The organism is Marinobacter sp. B-21 (genome assembly GCF_056857895.1).
Window position 1 is genome coordinate 79,159 of record NZ_JBSXNZ010000060.1, and the last position, 16,920, is coordinate 96,078.

14 protein-coding genes are annotated in these 16,920 nt (G+C 59.4%); 2 read left to right on the top strand and 12 right to left on the bottom strand.

All coding sequences use genetic code 11. The features are described 5' to 3' along the window. Positions 1–118: 118 nt before the first annotated feature. The 11 genes from paaZ to paaG all read right to left on the bottom strand — a co-directional run bounded on the left by paaZ (position 119) and on the right by paaG (position 11,667). Positions 119–2,164, bottom strand: a complete 2,046-nt coding sequence (gene paaZ / locus AC13C0_RS06560) for a phenylacetic acid degradation bifunctional protein PaaZ (RefSeq protein WP_482954156.1) — start codon at positions 2,162–2,164, stop codon at positions 119–121. Positions 2,165–2,251: 87 nt separating this feature from the next. After that, positions 2,252–3,331: a 1,2-phenylacetyl-CoA epoxidase subunit PaaE gene (gene paaE, locus AC13C0_RS06565; protein WP_117617973.1), complete on the bottom strand. Its 1,080-nt coding sequence runs from the start codon at positions 3,329–3,331 to the stop codon at positions 2,252–2,254. 13 nt (positions 3,332–3,344) lie between these two features. After that, positions 3,345–3,914 (bottom strand): 1,2-phenylacetyl-CoA epoxidase subunit PaaD, encoded by a 570-nt coding sequence (paaD, locus tag AC13C0_RS06570; RefSeq protein ID WP_482954157.1) that lies wholly within the window; start codon positions 3,912–3,914, stop codon positions 3,345–3,347. Then, positions 3,898–4,665, bottom strand: a complete 768-nt coding sequence (paaC, locus tag AC13C0_RS06575; protein WP_482954158.1) for a 1,2-phenylacetyl-CoA epoxidase subunit PaaC — start codon at positions 4,663–4,665, stop codon at positions 3,898–3,900. The genes paaD and paaC overlap by 17 nt, the downstream gene beginning before the upstream one ends. 12 nt (positions 4,666–4,677) lie before the next feature. After that, positions 4,678–4,959 (bottom strand): 1,2-phenylacetyl-CoA epoxidase subunit PaaB, encoded by a 282-nt coding sequence (paaB, locus tag AC13C0_RS06580; protein ID WP_008173800.1) that lies wholly within the window; start codon positions 4,957–4,959, stop codon positions 4,678–4,680. 17 nt (positions 4,960–4,976) lie between these two features. Further along, a complete protein-coding gene (gene paaA / locus AC13C0_RS06585; RefSeq protein WP_117617970.1) occupies positions 4,977–5,969 on the bottom strand; it encodes a 1,2-phenylacetyl-CoA epoxidase subunit PaaA in 993 nt (330 codons plus the stop codon). A 330-nt stretch (positions 5,970–6,299) separates the two neighbouring features. After that, entirely contained in the window at positions 6,300–7,610 is a 1,311-nt protein-coding gene (paaK, locus tag AC13C0_RS06590; protein ID WP_482954159.1) for a phenylacetate--CoA ligase PaaK, read from the bottom strand. A gap of 54 nt (positions 7,611–7,664) precedes the next feature. Then, complete coding sequence (gene pcaF / locus AC13C0_RS06595; protein ID WP_482954160.1) at positions 7,665–8,912, bottom strand: 3-oxoadipyl-CoA thiolase; 1,248 nt, start codon at positions 8,910–8,912, stop codon at positions 7,665–7,667. Then, positions 8,909–9,355, bottom strand: a complete 447-nt coding sequence (paaI, locus tag AC13C0_RS06600; RefSeq protein WP_482954161.1) for a hydroxyphenylacetyl-CoA thioesterase PaaI — start codon at positions 9,353–9,355, stop codon at positions 8,909–8,911. The genes pcaF and paaI overlap by 4 nt, the downstream gene beginning before the upstream one ends. After that, a complete protein-coding gene (gene paaH, locus AC13C0_RS06605; protein WP_482954162.1) occupies positions 9,352–10,872 on the bottom strand; it encodes a 3-hydroxyacyl-CoA dehydrogenase PaaH in 1,521 nt (506 codons plus the stop codon). The genes paaI and paaH overlap by 4 nt, the downstream gene beginning before the upstream one ends. 3 nt (positions 10,873–10,875) lie before the next feature. Beyond that, entirely contained in the window at positions 10,876–11,667 is a 792-nt protein-coding gene (gene paaG, locus AC13C0_RS06610; RefSeq protein ID WP_482954163.1) for a 2-(1,2-epoxy-1,2-dihydrophenyl)acetyl-CoA isomerase PaaG, read from the bottom strand. Between the two features lie 390 nt (positions 11,668–12,057). On the opposite strand from paaG, the gene AC13C0_RS06615 reads away from it, so the two are divergent. Further along, complete coding sequence (locus AC13C0_RS06615; RefSeq protein ID WP_482954164.1) at positions 12,058–12,657, top strand: phenylacetic acid degradation protein PaaY; 600 nt, start codon at positions 12,058–12,060, stop codon at positions 12,655–12,657. 30 nt (positions 12,658–12,687) lie between these two features. Here AC13C0_RS06615 and AC13C0_RS06620 read toward each other — a convergent pair whose 3' ends face one another. After that, positions 12,688–13,140 (bottom strand): Lrp/AsnC ligand binding domain-containing protein, encoded by a 453-nt coding sequence (locus tag AC13C0_RS06620; RefSeq protein WP_482954165.1) that lies wholly within the window; start codon positions 13,138–13,140, stop codon positions 12,688–12,690. A 160-nt stretch (positions 13,141–13,300) separates the two neighbouring features. Between AC13C0_RS06620 and AC13C0_RS06625 the strand changes: the two genes are divergently transcribed. Then, the gene (locus tag AC13C0_RS06625; protein WP_482954166.1) at positions 13,301–16,804 is read left to right on the top strand and encodes an NAD-glutamate dehydrogenase; all 3,504 of its coding nucleotides are present in this window, start codon (positions 13,301–13,303) and stop codon (positions 16,802–16,804) included. Positions 16,805–16,920: the final 116 nt, after the last annotated feature.

Sequence of the window (16,920 nt, forward strand, 5' to 3'; positions counted from 1 at the left end):
TCTGAAAATCATGTTCGCTGAGGCCGGGGTCAGATGAAGGCTTTCATCTGACCCCATTTATTTACCTGTGACCTTCTCCCTAGGGTCCAGGACAGGAAGAAGGTCTCGCAGTCCGGTGTTACCCGGGCTTCTTGGCAACCAGTGTCAGGATGTCGTAGCTCGCAACCAGCTCATCGTTCTGGTTGTGAACCTGGACATCCCAGACCACCACACCCTGGGGGTGGCCGTCCGGAGATGTCCGACCCTGATCGATCTTGCGCTTGCAGGTCAGCCGAGCCCGGATGGTGTCGCCCGGGGCCACCGGCTCGATGAAGCGCAGGGTGTCCAGGCCGTAGTTCGCCAGAACCGGACCTTCGCCCGGATAAACGAACAGGCCCGCCGCAGCGGAAAGCACAAAATAGCCGTGGGCAATGCGCTTGCCGAACTGGGAGTCCCGCGCCGCAATTTCATCAAAGTGCATGTAGAAGTGGTCGCCGGACAGGCAGCCGAAGTTGACGATGTCCGCCTCGGTAACCGTGCGCCGGTGAGTCAGCAGGGATTCGTTGATCTGCAGGTCCTCGAAATGACGACGGAATGGGTGCACTTCGGTTTCGATCAGATCGGCACCGCGCACGTACTCACGGGTGACTGCTGCCAGCATGGTCGGGGAGCCCTGAATTGCAGTTCTTTGCAGGTAATGATGTACCGCGCGGATGCCGCCGAGCTCTTCACCACCGCCGGCGCGACCGGGGCCGCCATGCTTGAGCATGGGCAGAGGTGAGCCGTGGCCGGTGGATTCCTTCGCCGCTTCCGCGTCCAGTAGGTGCAGACGGCCATGGAAGGCGGCCAACAGAGGGGCGACCTTGCCGGCAATGGCGGGATCGCGGGTGGTCAGGGTGGTGACCAGTGAGCCCCGGCCTTGCGCACACAGAGCCACTGCGTCTTCGACGGTGTCGTAGGGAATCACCGTTGCTACCGGGCCAAAGGCCTCAATGTCGTGTGCTCCACACCCCTTTTCCGGGTTCCGGCACAGCAGCAGGTGCGGCTCGATGAACGCACCGTTCTCGGTGCCCTCTCCAGTCGGTTTGAAGATGCCTTCGCCACCGATGACCAGTTCGCTGGTTTTCAGCAGTTCCTGGATGTTGGCTTTGACGTCTTCAAGTTGGTCGATGGAGGCCAGGGCACCCATGCGAACGCCTTCCACGGAAGGATCGCCCACGCTGACTTTCGACAACCGCTCTTTCAGCTTGTCGCAGACAGCATCTACCTGGTCTTTCGGTACCAGGACCCGGCGGATAGCCGTACACTTCTGTCCCGCCTTCGCCGTCATCTCGCGGCCCACTTCCTTCACAAAGAGTTCGAACTCTTCGTGCTCCGGGGTCACGTCCGGCGCCAGAATGGCACTGTTCAGTGAATCCGCCTCGGCATTGAACGGAATCGACCGGTTGATGATGTTCGGATGATTCTTGAGCTTGCGGGCGGTTGCCGCCGAGCCGGTGAAGGTGACTACGTCCTGCTCTTCAAGGTGATCGAACAGGTCGCCGGTGCTGCCGATGATCAGCTGCAGGCTGCCTTCAGGCAGGGCGCCGGATTCCTGCATCAGGCGAACGGCGAGTTCGGTCACATAGCAGGTAGAGGTGGCCGGTTTCACGATGGAGGGCATGCCCGCCAGGAAGGTCGGCGCGAATTTTTCCAGCATGCCCCACACCGGGAAGTTATAGGCATCGATGTGCACGGCCACACCGCCACGGGGTACCAGGATGTGGGTGCCGGCAAAGTGGTTGTTCTTGCCAAGCGGCGTCACCGGGCCCTCATGAACCACGTTGCCGGACGGCAGCTCGCGCCGGCCCATGCTGGCGTAGGAGAACAGGGTGCCGAAACCACCATCAATATCGATGCCGTTATCGGCTTTGCTCGATCCGGTATGCATCGACAGTGCGTAAAGCTCTTTCTTGTGCTCCTGCAGGTACATGGCCATGGCCTTGAGGGCCAGGGCGCGTTCCTGGAAATCCATGGCCATCAGGTTCTTGCCACCAACCTTGCGGCCATACTCAACGGCTTTCCTGAAATCGAGGGTGTCGTCGTGGGTGTGTGCCACGATTTCGCCGTTGATGGCGCTGGGCAGGGCCTTGGCGGGCTTTTCACCGACCCACTGGCCGGCAATGAAACTTTTCAGGACTGACATGGGAAACTCCATTGGTGTCTGAAACGCCAAGGCAAGTCCCGTTGTTGCGGGACTTGCCTTGCTCGAGTCTTGTTATTGGGGTGAAAGCTACATCTCGTCGTAGTTCAGAACCACCTTGTCGCTGATCGGGTAGCACTGGCAGGAAAGCACGTAACCGGCTTCCACCTCGTAGTCTTCCAGGGCAAAGTTCTGGTCCATCTCCACTTCGCCTTCGACAACCTTGGCGCGACAGGTGGAGCAGACACCGGCCTTGCAGGAGTAAGGCAGATCGGCGCCTTCCTCGTTGCCGGCTTCGAGGATGCTCTTGGTATCACGAACCAGCGGGAAGGTCAGGGAGCGGCCATCGGCAATCACCGTTACTTCACTGATGGACTGCGGATCCACTTTCGACGGCGCTCGGTCCTTACGGGCCTGGGGTGCACCACCGACCGGCGTGAACAGCTCGAAATGGATCCTGCTTTTCTCCATGCCATGGCGAAGCAGGGAGTCCCGAACATCTTCTGTCATTAACTGGGGGCCGCAGATGAAGGCTGCGGTGAGATCCTTCGCGTTGATCCAGTGGTCGAACAGTTTGTCGCACTTGTCGTGATCAATCCGCCCGTTGTACAGGTCAATGTCCTGCTCTTCCCGGGTGAAGATGTACACCAGGTTCAGGCGGGCCATGTACTCGTTCTTCAGATCCTGAAGTTCATCCCGGAACATGGTGCTGCTGGTGGCCTTGTTGCCATAGAACAGCGTTACCTCGCTCTTGGGCTCGGTTTCCAGAGTGGTCTTGACGATCGACAGGATCGGGGTAATGCCACTGCCTGCGGCAACCGCCAGGTAATTGCCTTCGCGCTCGGGATCCAGGTCGATGGAGAAGTGGCCCTGGGGTGGCATGACTTCCAGCGTCTGGCCGGGTTTCAGTTGCTCATTGGCAAACGTGGAAAAACGGCCGCCGGCAACCTTCTTGACCGCGATGCGCAGTTCCTGGTCATTGACACTGCGGCAGATCGAGTAGGAGCGGCGAACTTCCTCACCGTCCATCTGGGTTCTGACAATCAGGTGCTGGCCCTGCTTGTAGCTGAACTTGTCCGCCAAGTCTTCTGGCAGATCAAAAGCAAGTGATACGGCGTTTCTTGTTTCAGGTCTGACCTCTTTGAGGCTCAGTGAGTAGAATTTGTTCATGATCGTATCGGCTCTAGATGCATTTGAAATAGTCGAAGGGCTCGAGGCATTCCTTGCAACGGTAAAGGGCTTTGCAGGCGGTGGATCCGAATTCGCTGACCCGATCGGTGTCCTTGCTGCCACAGTGGGGGCAGGCAATGACCTCCGGTTCCCCGAGCAGGCTCATCTTGCTGGAGCTGCCCTCGGGCGGTGCGATTCCGAATGCCCGAAGCTTCTCTTTGCCTTCGGCTGTGATCCAGTCGGTGGTCCAGGCAGGGGTCAGCACCTGGTTGATTTTCGGATCCCGGAAGCCCGCGGCGCGCAGGGCTTCAGTGATCAGTTCCTCTATCAACTCGGTGGCCGGGCAGCCGGAGTAGGTCGGGGTTACATCAACGGACAATTCGTTGCCGTCCCAGCGGACGGCGCGAATAATACCGAGTTCCACGACGCTGACTGCCGGCACTTCGGGGTCTTTGACCTCCTCGAGAAGTGCCCAGATGTCATCCTCTGTCAGCAGATCGGGGCGGGCGTTTGCCGGCACCCGATCACTGGCAATCAGGATATCGACGGCTGACCGGCTGTCTGTATCACCATGTGGTGGCATCGGGGTAGGCCCTCTGCAGGAATTGCATTTCTGCCAGGATGAAACCGAGGTGTTCGGTGTGCTCGCCGTGCTTGCCGCCCATGTACATCCAGGCGTCTTCCGCGCCCGGCGTCAGGGTCGCCTGGATGAGCACTTCGTTAGCCATTCCGCGCCAGTCTTTGGCCAACTGGTCAGGATCCGGGCCAATGCCCGCCTCGGCCATGACACGATCAGTCTCGTCCGGGGTAATCAGTTCGCCGGTAAAGCGCCAGAGGATATCCACGGCATCCTGCATGCGACGGTGGCTTTCCTCAGTGCCATCGCCCAGACGCTTGACCCACTCCGATGACCGGCGCAGGTGATAGGTGGCTTCTTTCAGGGCTTTGGCGGCGATCCCTGCGATGCGCTCATCGCTGGATTCGGTCAGGCTCTTGAGTGTGAAGTAGTGCCACACGTCAAAGAAGAACTGCCGACCCATGGTGACCGCATAATCCTCATTGGGCTGCTCGGTGAGCAGCAGGTTGCGGTAATCGTGGGCGTCGCGGCGGAATGCCAGCTTGTCAGCATCCCGGCCATCATCGTCAATCAGCTCGGCGGCGTACTCGTACCAGTTGCGGGCCTGGCCCACCAGGTCGAGGGCGACGTTCATCAGTGCCATCTCTTCCTCAAGCGCCGGCGCCTTGCCGCACAGTTCGCACAGGCGCTGGCTCAGGATCATGTCGGAATCTGCCAGGCGCAGCAGGTATTCCTTTAATGCTTCTGCTTGTGTCATTGGTACCGCTCCTTACATGTGTCCGACTTCATCGGGCAGCTTGTAGAAAGAAGCGTGCCGGTAAACCTTGTCTTCCGATGGGTCGAAAAGCACTTCCTTTTCGTCGGACGCGGAGGCCGTGATGGTGTCGGAGGGAACCACCCAGATGCTTACACCTTCGTTTCGGCGTGTGTACAGGTCACGGGCGTTTTCCATGGCCATCTCGGCGTCTGCGGCATGCACGCTGCCCACGTGTTTGTGGTTCAGGCCGTGCTTGGACCGCACAAAGACTTCGTAAAGGCGCCATTCAGACATGTTGTATTCCTCCGGTATCAGGCGGCTTGTGCGCGCTGTTTTTGTTTTTCGGCATAGGCGACGGCCGCTTCACGGACCCAGGCGCCTTCGTCAATTGCTTTCTTGCGAGTGTTGATGCGCTCGCGGTTGCAGGGGCCGTTGCCCTTGAGAACGTCGTAGAATTCCTGCCAGTTGATTTCACCGAAATCGTAGTGGCCGGTTTCTTCGTTCCACTTCAGGTCCGGATCCGGCGCGGTGCAACCCAGGAACTCGAGCTGCGGAATCGTCTGGTCAATGAACATCTGGCGCAGTTCATCGTTGCTCTTGCGCTTGATCTTCCAGGCCATGGACTGCTGGGAGTTCGGAGACTCGTCATCGTGCGGGCCGAACATCATCAGCGCCGGCCACCACAGACGGTTGATCGCGTCCTGCACCATGGCTTTCTGCTCTTCGGTGCCTTCGCGCATCATGTCCAGCAGGATCTGGTAGCCCTGACGCTGGTGGAAGCTCTCTTCCTTACAGATCCGGACCATGGCGCGGGAGTAGGGGCCATAGGAAGTACGCTGAAGCACAACCTGATTGACGATCGCAGCGCCATCCACCAGCCAGCCAACCGCACCCATATCGGCCCAGTTCAGGGTTGGGTAGTTGAAGATACTGGAATACTTGGCCTTGCCCTGATGCAGTTTCTCGATCTCTTCATCGCGGTCTGCACCGAGGGTTTCCATGGCACTGTAGAGGTACAGGCCGTGGCCTGCTTCATCCTGGATCTTGGCCATCAGCTGGAGCTTGCGCTTCAGGGTGGGGGCCCGGGTAACCCAATTACCTTCGGGCAGCATGCCGACCACTTCGGAGTGGGCGTGCTGGGAAATCTGACGAACCAGTGTCTTCCGGTAGCCTTCAGGCATCCAGTTCTTGGGTTCGATCTTGATTTCGGCGTCGACCTTTTCCTGAAACTCGCGCTCTTCAGGCGACATCTCTTCCAGGGTCTTCAGGCGCTTGGCGCCGGTTTCAACGAGCTGGGCGTACATAAACAAATACCTCCGGATCGGGCTTGTTGTTCTGTTATCCGTGAACAGCGATGCCCTCAGGAACGACTGAAGGCCATTGACTCCATATTATATGATACTGAATAAATATCAAGAAATGTCGTTGTGTGTCATGTTATACATGAAAGGTTCTTTGATGACGCTTATGATGTTGAGTTTAATGATAAAAAATGTGATACGTGAGTAAATGCTATTGAGATTAATAGTGGGAAAGCAAAATTAAATCGATGGCTGCGGGTGCGCGGCCGTGGGGGCAGGCGGCAGGGGGTCAGCCGCAGTAGCTGCGGACTGACCCCTGCCGGTCATGCAAACTTAGGTGTTTCGACGGTCAAACACGTGCCTGGCCTTGCCTTCCGAACGGGCCAGGCGGTTGGTTTCAACCACCTCGACCCGGGTGCTGATGCCAATGTAGGACTTGATGTGGTGGGCCAGTTCCTTGGCCGCCGCGGCACGGCTTTCCGCGTTGTCGGGAGCGCCCGGTTTCAGCTCGGCCCGGATATCCACGCAGTCCAGATTGCCTTCCCTGTAAACCTCGATCTCGTAGTGCGGGGCTAGCGCCTCGCATTTCAGGACCTGTTCCTCAATCTGGCTCGGGAACACGTTCACACCACGGATAATCAGCATGTCATCGCTGCGACCGGTAATCTTGTCGATCCGGCGCATGGGTCGTGCGGTGCCCGGCAGCAGGCGGGTAAGGTCCCGGGTGCGGTAACGCAGAATCGGCAGGGCCACCTTGGTCAGCGAGGTGAACACCAGCTCACCGTATTCGCCGTCGGGCAGTACTTCACCGGTGTCGGGATTGATGATTTCGGGATAGAAATGATCTTCCCAGATGGTGGGACCATCTTTGGTCTCAATGCACTCCATGCCCACGCCGGGGCCCATGACTTCGGACAGGCCATAAATATCCAGGGCCTGGATACCGAGGCGCTCCTCGATCTCGGTACGCATGGCGTTGGTCCAGGGCTCCGCCCCGAAGATACCGAGGCGCAGTGGCAGTTTGTGCGGGTCAATGCCCTGCCGCTCCATCTCGTCGGCGATGTTCAGCATGTAGGACGGCGTGACCATGATGATGTCAGGCTCGAAATCCTTGATCAGCTGAACCTGCTTCTCGGTCTGGCCGCCGGACATGGGGATCACGGTACAGCCAAGTCGCTCGGCGCCGTAGTGGGCACCAAGGCCACCTGTGAACAGGCCGTAGCCATAGGCAACATGGACCTTGTCGCCCCGGGAGCCGCCACCGGCCCGGATAGACCGTGCCACAATGTCGGCCCAGGTATTGATATCGCTCTGGGTGTAACCAACCACGGTCGGCTTACCTGTGGTGCCGCTGGAGGCATGGACCCGGACCACGTCGGACAGGGGGGTGGCAAACATTCCGAACGGGTAGTTATCGCGCAGGTCCGCTTTGGTGGTGAACGGTATCCTGGCCAGGTCATCCAGAGAGTTGATGTCCATCGGCTTGAGACCGAGATCGTCAAAGGCGTTGCGATAGAAGGGTACGTTGGTATACGCATGGACCAGGCTCCAGCGCAGCCGCTGAAGCTGTTCATGACGGAGCTCGTCAATGCTGGCCGTCTCCATGCGGTCAAGTTTGCCAAGTTTTTGTAATGGTAAGCTCATGATTCTGTCCTGCGTTGTTCTTGTAAGATGGCCGTTCTGGTCCGGACGGTGGCGTCAGGCCAAGGCATCCGTCCGTTCAATGATCAGTGCGATACCCTGGCCAACCCCGATGCACATGGTGCAGAGGGCGTAACGGGCTTTCTGGCCTGCCGCGTGGCGACGCTCAAGTTCGTTCAGGGCGGTAGTGACCAGCCGTGCACCGCTCATGCCCAGAGGGTGGCCCAGGGCGATGGCGCCCCCGTTCGGGTTTACATGCTCGGCGTCGTCCGGCAGCCCGAGGTCACGGGTGACGGCAAGGGCCTGGGCGGCGAAGGCCTCGTTCAGTTCAATCACGGCCATATCGGCCAGCTCAAGACCTGCGGTCGCCAGAACCTTGCGGGTGGCAGGCGCAGGCCCGAAGCCCATAATCCGCGGCTCCACGCCAGCGGTGGCCATGGCAACAATCCGGGCGCGGGGCTTGAGGTTGTATTGCCTGAGGGCATCGGCTCCGGCCAGCAGCAGTGCGCAGGCGCCGTCGTTCACACCGGAGGCATTGCCGGCGGTCACGGTGCCGTTGTCACGGAAGGGCGTCGGCAGCGTGGCCAGCTTTTCAAGGCTGGTTTCCCGGGGGTGCTCGTCGGTATCCACTACCAGCGGGTCCTGCTTGCGACGGGGAATGGTCACCGGCGTTATTTCGGCGGCCAGCCGTCCGTTTTTCTGGGCAGCGGCCGTGCGCTGCTGGCTGCGCAGGGCGAAGGCATCCTGGTCTTCCCGGGAAATGCCGAAATCGGCCGCCACGTTCTCGGCTGTTTCCGGCATGGAATCAATTCCGTACTGCTTTTTCAGTACCGGATTTACAAAGCGCCAGCCGATGGTGGTGTCGAAAATCTCCGCCTTGCGGCTGAATGCGGACTCGGCCTTGCCCATCACAAACGGAGCCCGGGACATGGATTCCACTCCGCCGGCAATCATCAGTCTGGCCTCACCGGTACGGATGGCTCTTGCGGCACTGCCGACCGCATCCATGCCGGAACCGCACAGGCGGTTGATGGTGCTGCCCGGTACATCCACTGGCAGGCCTGCCAGCAGCAACGACATGCGGGCCACGTCCCGGTTGTCTTCGCCGGCCTGGTTGGCGCAGCCATAGAGCACATCGTCAATTTTAGACCAGTCCATATCCGGATGGCGCTCGGTCAGCGCCTTGATGGGGATGGCGCCCAGGTCGTCCGCGCGCACGGCGGAGAGCGCGCCGCCGTAGCGACCAATGGGGGTTCGGATGGCATCGACGATGTAGGCGTCTTTGAGAAGATTGTCCGCGCTCATGAATTTTCCTCCGAATTGCGTACGGTGCCGCGAACCTCGTAGGAACGGCCCCGGAACAGGGCAACCTTGCGGCCGTCCTGGTTGGTTAGTGTGATGTCGTAAACGCCGGTTCGGCCGCCCCGGGCCTGCTCTTCGGCGGTGGCGGTCAGCCGGTCGCCTTCTTTGGCGCCGGACATGTAATCAATGCTGCAACCGGAGGCGACAGTAGCCCGGTCATAGCTGTTGCAGGCGAAGGCAAACGCGGAGTCGGCCAGGGTGAACAGATAGCCGCCGTGGCAGGAACCGTGGCCCTGGATCATGTCGCCGGTTACGGTCATGGTCAGTACCGCCCTGCCCGGGGCAACGGACTCAATGTTCATGCCCAGGTTCTGGCTTGCCCGGTCCCGGTCGAACATGGCTTTTGCGCATTCCTCGGCGAGAGTTTGCGGGTCCATTTCGCTCATGAATAAAACCCCTTCTGTGCGAATGCGTTCTTCCGAAGCAGCAGGGCAGGGCGATAGCGATCTTCTGCGTAGCTGTTCTGGATGTTGGTGAGCACGTCAAATACGTGGCCCGCCCCGAGGCGGTCGCTCCAGCTGAGGGGGCCATCGGGGTAGTTCAGACCCGCCTTCATGGCCAGATCGATGTCGGCGACCGTGGCCACACCGTGGAGGGCTGCGTCGGCGGCTTCGTTGGCCAGCATGGCCACGGTACGCATGATCACGAGTCCGGGGCGATCAGCGATCCGGCTTACCGAAATACCCGTTTTCTGGAGTAAAGCACAGGCGCAGGAAACCGCCGCTTCCGAGGCCTGGTCGGCCGGAGCCAGGGCAAGCCTGGAGGCTTTGCTGTAATCGAAGGCCAGGTCAAACAGCACAAGGTTGGAAATGCCGTCGGTGGCGGCACGCTCGGTGGCCATTCGACCATCGGTGAGGGCCAGCACGGCATCGCCGAAGCGAAGCCGGCCCGGGCCGTCGCGTTCGATTACGGTCAGGCCAGCGCCTTTGAGGCGCTCGATCAATGGGGCTGCTGCGCCGGGGTTGCCTTCGGCAATGACGACGGTCTCATCGCATTGGTGGGCCGGCTCTGTCTGTGGCTCCGGCTTTTGAGCGTCTTCGCCGTAGGGGTAGAAACCCTGGCCACTCTTGCGACCCAGCCGGCCAGCTTCCACCAGCTCCTTCTGGATCAGCGAAGGCAGGAAGCGCGGGTCCTGATAGTAGGAGTTGAACACAGAATTGGTCACGGCGTAATTGACGTCGTGGCCGATCAGATCGGTCAGCTCAAACGCGCCCATGCGGAACTGGCCGGCTTCGCGGATGATGGCATCCAGCGTTGCGGCATCGGTGGCCTGTTCCTGCAGCAGGCGCAGGCTCTCTGCGTAAAACGGACGGGCAACACGGTTAACGATAAAGCCGGGAGTTGAGCTGGCATAGACCGGCTTCTTGCCCCAGGCGCTTGCCATGGCGTGAACCGTCTCAGCGACGGTTTTGCTGGTGGCCAGGCCCATCACTACTTCTACCAGTGCCATCAGGGGTGCCGGATTGAAGAAGTGCATACCCACCAGGCGCCCGGGCTTCGTCATTTCGGCGCCGAGGGCGGTAACAGAGATGGACGAGGTATTGGTGGCGAGGATTGCGTCCCCGGCACACAGGTCTTCCAGGTTCGCCAGCAACTGACGTTTGATCTGAAGGTCTTCGATGATTGCCTCGATCACCAGCCCGGCATCAGCGACTTCATCCAGATTCGCGACCGGCTGAATTCGGCCGATGATGGCATCCAGCTCCTGCTGCTGCATCTTGCCCTTATCGACTCGACGCTGGAGCTGTCTGGCAATACCGTCACGGCCTGCCTCAGCAGCACCCTCTCTCTGGTCGTGCAGGTAAACATGATGGCCTGCCTGGGCGGCTACCTGGGCAATACCGGAGCCCATGGCCCCGGCGCCGATGACGGCAACTTTGGTTTGGGTGTCCAGTGCCGGCATGGCTTATTTCCCCTTGAAGTTCGGCGTGCGTTTTTCCATGAAGGCGGCAACGCCTTCGCGGTAATCCTCGGTCTGCCCGGCTGTGCGCTGGAGGTCCCGCTCCAGATTGATCTGTTCTTCAAAGGTATTGCTGGCACTGGCATGCAGTGCGCGCTTGATCAGCGCCAGGCCCTTGGTCGGCTGGATGGCGAAATGCCGGGCCAGTTTCATGGTTTCTTCCATGAGCTGCTCGTTATCGACACAGCGCCAGATCATGCCCCAGTTCTCGGCCTGTTCGGCACTGATCTTCTCACCCAGCAGGGCCATGCCTTTGGCCCGGGCCATGCCGGCCACGCGGGGCAGGATCCAGGTGCCGCCCGAGTCGGGTACCAGGCCCAGCTTGCAGAAAGCCTGAACGAAATTGGCGGAGCGGGCCGCGAGCGTGATGTCGCAGGCCAGGGCGATGTTGGCTCCGGCGCCGGCCGCCACGCCATTGACGGCGCAGAGCACCGGCATCGGCAGATCCCGCAGGCTGTGCATCAGCGGGTTGTAGTAGTTCTCCAGCGAGGCGCCGAGATCCGGCATTTGCTGGTTTGGGGATACGCTGCGGTCTGAAAGATCCTGCCCGGCGCAAAACCCCCGGCCAGAGCCGGTGATAACCAACACCCGGACAGACTCATCCTTGCGCACAGTGCTGATGGCATCGCGCATGCGTTCGTGCATTTCGACATTGAAACTGTTCAGGTTGTCCGGGCGGTTCAGGGTTAGCAGAGCCACGCCCTGATCGATTTCAAGAAGAATGCTCGGCTGAGTCATGGCGTTGTTGTCCTGTTGTTTGTTGTTGGGGATAGCGTGAAAGGCGTCTTGGACCGGTACGGTGCTATCGATTGTGGAAAATGAGTATATCTTAGAATTGATACTCGTCAAGGACTGTGCTCGCCAGGTTCTGTATCGCTTTGGTCTTGGTGGATGCTATGCCTTTTCTATATCATTGAAAATCATATATAAATTTTATTTGTCGACGGTGCGGGCCGGACTTTCACCCGATCTTCGGTGGTGGGTAGACCCCTCAGGGCATGCAAAACCCTGCGGAAAACGATAATGTGATACAGAAAACGAATCACAAAAACGTATCAGGTCCCATGTTTGTTGGCCCTGTACAGGCCTGATCTGTTTCCGGTACCCACCCTTGCCCAGGAGAGCGCTATGCCCAGTTACAGTATAGAAGGCGTTGTTCCCGTCGTTCATCCGTCTGCCTATGTACACCCGACGGCTGTGCTGATCGGCGATGTCTGGATCGGCCCGGACTGCTATGTCGGGCCGGCGGCGTCGCTGCGCGCCGATTTCGGCCGGATTATTCTCAAACAGGGTTCGAACGTTCAGGACACCTGTGTAATGCATGCCTTCCCGGGCATGGACACCATCGTCGAGAAGAATGGCCACGTCGGGCACGGCGCGATCCTGCACGGCTGTGTCGTTGGCGAGGACGCCATGGTGGGCATGAATGCGGTGGTGATGGACGAGGCCCGTATAGCGCCCCGTTCGATTGTCGGAGCCTGTGCGTTTGTGAAGGCAAAGTTTACCTGTGAGCCGGGATCACTGATTGTCGGATCGCCGGCGAAAGTGATGCGGATGCTCAGCGACAAGGAAATCGCCTGGAAGAAAAAGGGAACCGAGGAATACCAGAGACTGACACTGCGCTCCCTGTCCAGCCTGGAGGAAGTACAGCCACTCACAGACGCTGAAGAGGACCGGCCCCGGTTGGATGCCGGGGGGTACAAGCCGAAGTACGAGCAATCCGAGTGATAGCCGGCGCCGGCCCGTGAAGTGTCGCTTTTACAGTCCGGCGTCCCTGACATTCTCCATCACCACAAATGTGCTGGTCTGGAGCACGTGGGGCAGTGCCGATATCTCCTCACCCAGGACCTGTCGGTATTCCTGCATGTTCCGGGTCCGGACTTTCAGCAGGTAGTCGAAATTGCCGGCAATCATGTGGCATTGCTCCACCGCGGATATCTGCTTCACGGCTTTATTGAAGGCCGCCAGGGCACTGCTGCTGGTGTCGTTCAGGGTGACCTGGGCAAAGGCGATGTGGCTGAGGCCCAGCTTGGTCTGGTTGACCAGAGCGGTGTAGCCGGTGATGTAACCCTGTTCTTCCAGCCGGCGCATCCGTACCTGACAAGGGGTTTTGGAAAGGCCCACCCGAGACGCCAGCTCGGTAACGGTGATCCGGGAATTTTTCTGCAACTCGCGAATGATGGATTGGTCAATTCTGTCCAAATCGGCCATGTGGTCGGTTCCAGGCTGGATTAATGGCTAAATCATCCGGTAAATATAATCAAAACTCCTCGATTCCGAAACTATACGGTCAAAGCGACTTCCGGGGCTTGCGTATACTGTCAGCTACGCTATTACCGAAAGAACGTGTAAAAAAGCCCGGAGAGTTTCGATGACCGATCCACAAACATTACAAAAACAAACCCTGCTGGAACAGCTTGCCGATGTCCTTCAGAACCAGTCCACCGACAATGACGATTCCCTTGAATTGCGTGAGATTGTCGCCCGGATGGTTCAGGAATCCCGATCATGGGACGACGATCTGCACGCCGAGCTCGTTCGGGTTTTTGGCGAATCCCTGGGGGGACGTTACGCCCAGGTGTTCAGTGGTGGGTTTCCCTCGGCCTACCGGGCCAGGTTTTCGGTAGCGGAGGCACTGGCCGATATTGAACAGATCCAGTCCATCGCCGTCAGCACCGATGTACCCATGCGCTTTTACCAGCCCCGGGATTCTTCCGAAACCGGATTCCACTTCAAGTTGTACAGCGAGGGGCAGCCGGTTGTTCTGTCTGATGTGATCCCGATCCTCGAGAACCTGGGCATGCGGGTGCTCGGTGAACATCCTTACCGGGTGCGGCGCAGGGACGGTGAAACTTTCGGCGTCAGTGACTTTACCGTTGAGCTCCATACCCGCTGCCGGGATGCCGACCTGGACGCAGCCAGGCCGCTGATCCAGGGGGCTTTCCGGGAAATCTGGAATGGCTTTGCGGAAAACGACGATTTCAATCAGCTGATCATGCTGTGCGGCCTTGGCTGGCGTGAAGTGTCCCTGATCCGGGCCTATGCCCGCTATATCAAGCAACTGCGTTTCGGCTTCAGCCAGCCCTTTATTGCCGAGACCCTGGCCCGCCACCCCGACATCACCTCCATGCTGGTGTCCTTCTTCCAGAAACGGTTTGACCCTGGGTTGCAGGGGAGAAAGAAAGGCCAGGCCTCAGCAGACAAGATTGAGGCAGAGATACTTGATGCACTTGAAGCGGTAGAGAGCCTCGATGATGACCGGATTCTCCGGCGCTTTTTCGTGCTGATCCGGGCTACACTCCGAACCAGTTATTTCCAGCGCCAGGAGGATGGTGGATTCCGGAGCTACCTCTCGCTGAAGCTGGACCCTTCCTCCATTCCGGACATCCCCCGGCCTCGGCCGAAATTCGAGATTTTCGTTTACTCGCCACGGATTGAGGGTGTTCATCTGAGGTCTGGCCCTGTCGCCCGGGGTGGCTTGCGGTGGTCTGACCGGATTGAGGATTACCGCACCGAGATTCTCGGCCTGGTAAAAGCCCAGCAGGTAAAGAACTCGGTGATTGTGCCGGCAGGTGCCAAGGGTGGCTTCGTGGTGAAGCAGCCGCCGCAGGATGGGTCCCGGGAAGCGCTGCGGGAGGAGGGCGTCGCCTGCTACCAAACCTTTATCAGGGGGCTTCTGGACATTACCGACAACCTGGAAGACGGCAGGGTTGTGCCCCCGGAAAGCCTGGTCCGTTACGACGGCGACGACACCTACCTGGTTGTTGCCGCAGACAAGGGAACCGCCACGTTTTCTGACATTGCCAACACGCTTGCCGCGGAATACGGCTTCTGGCTGGGTGATGCTTTCGCCTCCGGCGGCAGTGAGGGCTATGACCACAAGAAAATGGGGATTACCGCAAGGGGCGCCTGGGAGTCGGTAAAGCGACATTTTCTGGAAAAGGGCACAGACATCCAGGCGGACGAATTCACTGTGGTGGGCATTGGCGACATGGCAGGCGATGTGTTTGGCAATGGCATGCTGTTGTCAGAGCGGATTCGCCTGGTTGGCGCCTTCAATCACCAGCACATCTTTATTGATCCGCAGCCGGATACCGGGGCGTCTTTCCGTGAGCGCCAGCGCCTGTTCAATCTGCCGGGATCAACCTGGGCCGACTATGACACACAGCTGATCAGCGACGGTGGCGGTGTGTTCGCGCGCTCCATGAAGTCCATTCCGGTGTCTCCGGAGATGCGGCGGATGCTCGGTACCAAGGCCCGGACGCTGCCACCCGCCGAGCTGATCAGCGCCCTGCTCAGGGCGCCGGTGGACATGTTGTGGAACGGTGGCATTGGCACCTACGTGAAAGCGCCCTCCGAATCCCATGAAGAGGTGGGCGACAAGGCCAACGACGCCCTGAGAATCGACAGTAACCAGCTGCGTTGCAAGGTGCTGGGTGAGGGTGGCAACCTCGGCGTGACCCAGCGGGCGCGGATTGATTTTGCCCGCCTCGGCGGCTCGGCCAACAGTGATTTCATCGATAACGCCGGTGGCGTGGACTGCTCGGATCATGAGGTCAATATCAAGATCCTTCTCAATGATCTGGTGCACCGGCAGCGGATGACCCTGCCCGAGCGCAACGGCATGCTCCGGGCAATGACCCCGGAAGTGGCGGACCTGGTGCTGAGAAACAACTACCGGCAGGCCATGGCGCTGAGCCTGGCGCAGAACACAGCGGTCGCCAGCGCGGATCAGTATGAGCGGCTGATGCGGCGCCTGGAGACTGAGGGCAAACTGGACCGCGGCCTTGAGTTTCTGCCCTCCGATGAAGAACTGCAGGCCCGCCGGGAGCGCGGTGCCGGCCTGACCCGGCCGGAGCTGGCGGTACTGGTGTCCTACGCCAAGATCGAGCTGAAGCAGACGTTGGTGGCAGCTCCAATTGTGCATGACCCCCGCTTTAACGCTGCGCTTCACTCGGCGTTTCCGGCGTCCTTGCTGGCGGCGTTTCCGGACGCGGTCGATGCTCATCCGCTGCGGGCCGAAATATCGGCAACCCAGATCGCCAATGATCTGGTGAACCGCATGGGGATCACCTGGTTCGACCGGATCCGCAGTGCCACCGGCGCGGATGCGGGCCGGATTGCCGCGGCTTACCTGATTTCTCTCCGGGTTCATGACGTAGACGCGCACTGGGAAGCGATTGAAGCGCTGGACGGAAAAGTCAGCGCGGATGTGCAGGCAGAGCTGTTTGCCGATGCCATTCGCCTGGTGACCCGAAGCACCAGTTGGCTGTTGCAGAACCGTCGCCAGGCGCTGGATCCGGTGTCGTGTATTGATCATTACCGGGCGCCGCTGGCCGATGTTCTGGCCTCCAAAGAGCGCCTGGAATCGGTGATTCCTGCAAGTCGTTGGCAAGAAAGCTATGCTGAGTATTGTGAGCGGAAGGTTCCGGAGGAGTTGTCAGCCTGGTGCGCTTCCGCGGAAAGCCGATACTGGCTGATGGATATGATCGAGATTTCCCGTCAGTTGGGCCAGGATCTGGGATCTGTTGCCTGGGTCTATTTCAGGCTTGGCGAAAGTCTGAACCTGACCTGGCTCGACCGGCAAATGCGGGCATTCCGGGCAAATGGCCACTGGCAGGTGCTGGCGACCATTCACTACCGGGATGAACTGGATCACCAGTTGCGGAACCTGACGCTCAGCGTGTTTTCCGAGCCGGTAGCGGGTGACGGAACCCCGGTCGAGCGGCTGGATGCATGGCGCGATGATAAACAGGCGCTGCTCAGCCGGTGGCAGCGCATGTTGAGCGATATGCAATCCGCAAGCGATGTGGATTGTGCCGTTTTCTCGGTGGCTCATGGAATGCTGAGAGAGCTGGCCTCAAAAGCCGGATAGCGGAAGCGGAACAGGCAAAGCACCTAAAAACTAATGGTTTTCGAGAAAATTATTAAATTGTGATCATGTAAAAAAGACGTAATGTCGTGCTTGCCTGGATTTTACAGAGAAATAGT

Coding starts and splice junctions, on each gene's coding strand:
- AC13C0_RS06615 (WP_482954164.1), top strand. CDS start 12,058: ATGCCCAGTTACAGTATAGAAGGCGTTGTTCCCGTCGTTCATCCGTCT.
- paaD (WP_482954157.1), bottom strand. CDS start 3,914: ATGCCACCACATGGTGATACAGACAGCCGGTCAGCCGTCGATATCCTG.
- paaE (WP_117617973.1), bottom strand. CDS start 3,331: ATGAACAAATTCTACTCACTGAGCCTCAAAGAGGTCAGACCTGAAACA.
- pcaF (WP_482954160.1), bottom strand. CDS start 8,912: ATGAGCGCGGACAATCTTCTCAAAGACGCCTACATCGTCGATGCCATC.
- paaZ (WP_482954156.1), bottom strand. CDS start 2,164: ATGTCAGTCCTGAAAAGTTTCATTGCCGGCCAGTGGGTCGGTGAAAAG.
- paaH (WP_482954162.1), bottom strand. CDS start 10,872: ATGCCGGCACTGGACACCCAAACCAAAGTTGCCGTCATCGGCGCCGGG.
- paaA (WP_117617970.1), bottom strand. CDS start 5,969: ATGTACGCCCAGCTCGTTGAAACCGGCGCCAAGCGCCTGAAGACCCTG.
- paaI (WP_482954161.1), bottom strand. CDS start 9,355: ATGAGCGAAATGGACCCGCAAACTCTCGCCGAGGAATGCGCAAAAGCC.
- paaK (WP_482954159.1), bottom strand. CDS start 7,610: ATGAGCTTACCATTACAAAAACTTGGCAAACTTGACCGCATGGAGACG.
- AC13C0_RS06625 (WP_482954166.1), top strand. CDS start 13,301: ATGACCGATCCACAAACATTACAAAAACAAACCCTGCTGGAACAGCTT.
- AC13C0_RS06620 (WP_482954165.1), bottom strand. CDS start 13,140: ATGGCCGATTTGGACAGAATTGACCAATCCATCATTCGCGAGTTGCAG.
- paaB (WP_008173800.1), bottom strand. CDS start 4,959: ATGTCTGAATGGCGCCTTTACGAAGTCTTTGTGCGGTCCAAGCACGGC.
- paaG (WP_482954163.1), bottom strand. CDS start 11,667: ATGACTCAGCCGAGCATTCTTCTTGAAATCGATCAGGGCGTGGCTCTG.
- paaC (WP_482954158.1), bottom strand. CDS start 4,665: ATGACACAAGCAGAAGCATTAAAGGAATACCTGCTGCGCCTGGCAGAT.